Below are 2,002 nucleotides of genomic sequence, written 5' to 3' on the forward strand. Positions count from 1 at the left end.
TTTTCCTACCGGGTTGACTATTCTTATTAATTTTACCTCATTTTTAAATAGTCTCATACTTATTTGAAATGACTATAGATTTTAGATTTTGGATTTGGGATGCAAGGATGAAAGTCACGCATCAAGAGCATCGAGTGCCGATCGCTTTCTCCCCGCCCGGCAGAAGCCCTCACCCCTGGATTTGTTACAATTCTCGATCGTGTGGAGCAGGTGCATCTCCAAAACCGGCTCAAAGGAGAATTGACAGACAATGTGGCTTAAATACGGTGTTGCTCTCAGCGGCGAACTGACGAGCATTGATGAAGTTGTGCGCGGAAAAACTCAGCTAACTTGTCTCTACTGCGGTGGCGGATTGACAGCAAAAAAGGGGTCAGTGAAAGAACATCACTTCGCACACAGTGAAAAAACTTGCAAGTTCGTCAGTCAGCGGATTAAAACCAAAGCTTTCCCATCGCTGCCCCTCTATGAAAACTTCACCATCCAGCTTAAGGGTGAGGAATTGGAACAGTTGAAAGTGCTGTGGAAGTGCGATTCGTTGATTAGTGAATCTCGGTAATCAATCCGTAAATAACTAATCCAGTGAAACTTGACCCCTAGGTTGAGCACTGAACTCTCAGATTGATGAAGGTGCAAGTCCTTCCCGCAAGATTCATGCGTGACTCCTTATCTGCTCACACCGACCAAGCTCAATTCTTGGAGAGTGAAGCTGGGAACAGGGCACAATCAGACGGCTGTTATGGGCTGACACTGGTGCTAACAGGGAGTTCCTACGGTGAAACCGAGCCTAAAAAAGTAACTTACACTTAGGCAGGGCATAACTTAAAAAACCCTGACCTCATCAGAGCTAAAGCCCGACGCATCATTTCCACAATAGCGTCCAGAATCTTGGGTTTCTGATAGTTAAATTGGCTACACCTAACGGAACAATCAATCATCTGAGGGAACGAATAAAAACGACTTGAGAGTCATGGATACGTCGATTTCCATGTAGGTAAGATGAGATACGGAACTCTCTCAAGACGGGTAGGATGCGAAGTAATTTTCGCAAGGTATTCAGAAAACACTCAACAGAGCAGAGCATGATTAGACACAGTAGTAATACCAGTGAATCTTGGAAGAATCTACCGTGGAAGAAGTTCCGCAAAGATTTATTTCGCCTACAAAAGAGAGTGTTCAAAGCGGTTCAAGCAGGAAACAAGCGGAAAGCGCAGTCTCTGCAAAGACTTATTCTGAAATCCAAAGCTGCTAGATTCCTAGCAATTCGACAAGTAACACAGCTAAACGCTGGCAAGAAAACAGCAGGTGTTGACGGTGTAAAATCTCTCGGCTTTACAGGACGTTTCTACCTAGAAACAATACTTAAAGAGTCGGCAGGTAATTGGCATCATCAAGGACTACGGGAAATCCCAATCCCAAAAAAGGACGGGACAACCAGAATGCTAAAAATCCCAACTATCGCGGATAGAGCTTGGCAATGCCTCGCTAAATACGCTTTAGAACCAGCACACGAAGCAACATTCCATGCTTACAGCTACGGGTTCAGAGCCGGACGCTCCGCGCACGATGCACAGAAAATCCTGTTCAACAATCTAAGAAGCTACTGTAATGGAATGGAAAAACGAGTGATCGAACTCGACATAGAAAAATGCTTCGACAGGATTAGTCACACCACCATAATGGACAACTTAATTGCGCCCAAAGGTATCAAGCTCGGAATCTTCCGATGCCTAAAAGCTGGGGTCAACCCCGATTTCCCGGAACAAGGAACTCCTCAAGGTGGGGTGGTGAGTCCCCTATTAGCCAACATCGCTCTTAACGGGATTGAAAGTATTCACAGATACCATAAGGATGGATTTAGAATAACTGGCAAAACCCCAGCGTCAAACATTGTCGAAACATCAATCCGTTATGCGGATGATATGGTGAGCGCGACACGATGTCGCATGTTGTGAGTGAGGAGGTGACTTCTCTAGGTTAGTGTCCAAACCTATCCTCAATCTCC

3 protein-coding genes are annotated in these 2,002 nt (G+C 45.2%); all 3 read left to right on the forward strand.

Annotation, left to right across the window (positions count from 1 at the left end; all coding sequences use genetic code 11):
* Positions 1–250: 250 nt before the first annotated feature.
* The 3 genes from QT994_RS27560 to QT994_RS27570 all read left to right on the forward strand — a co-directional run bounded on the left by QT994_RS27560 (position 251) and on the right by QT994_RS27570 (position 1,952).
* On the forward strand, positions 251–556 hold the full coding sequence (locus tag QT994_RS27560; protein ID WP_333180291.1) for a competence protein CoiA family protein: 306 nt from the start codon (positions 251–253) through the stop codon (positions 554–556).
* Between the two features lie 95 nt (positions 557–651).
* Positions 652–807 carry a hypothetical protein gene (locus QT994_RS27565; protein WP_333050788.1) on the forward strand — a complete coding sequence of 52 codons (156 nt, stop codon included), beginning with the start codon at positions 652–654 and terminating at the stop codon, positions 805–807.
* Positions 808–1,079: 272 nt separating this feature from the next.
* Positions 1,080–1,952, forward strand: a complete 873-nt coding sequence (locus tag QT994_RS27570) for a reverse transcriptase N-terminal domain-containing protein (RefSeq protein WP_333180294.1) — start codon at positions 1,080–1,082, stop codon at positions 1,950–1,952.
* Positions 1,953–2,002 lie beyond the last annotated feature (50 nt).

It is taken from the genome of Microcoleus sp. S13_B4 (assembly GCF_036700885.1).
Taxonomy (GTDB): domain Bacteria; phylum Cyanobacteriota; class Cyanobacteriia; order Cyanobacteriales; family Microcoleaceae; genus Microcoleus.

Coding starts and splice junctions, on each gene's coding strand:
- QT994_RS27570 (WP_333180294.1), top strand. CDS start 1,080: ATGATTAGACACAGTAGTAATACCAGTGAATCTTGGAAGAATCTACCG.
- QT994_RS27565 (WP_333050788.1), top strand. CDS start 652: ATGCGTGACTCCTTATCTGCTCACACCGACCAAGCTCAATTCTTGGAG.
- QT994_RS27560 (WP_333180291.1), top strand. CDS start 251: ATGTGGCTTAAATACGGTGTTGCTCTCAGCGGCGAACTGACGAGCATT.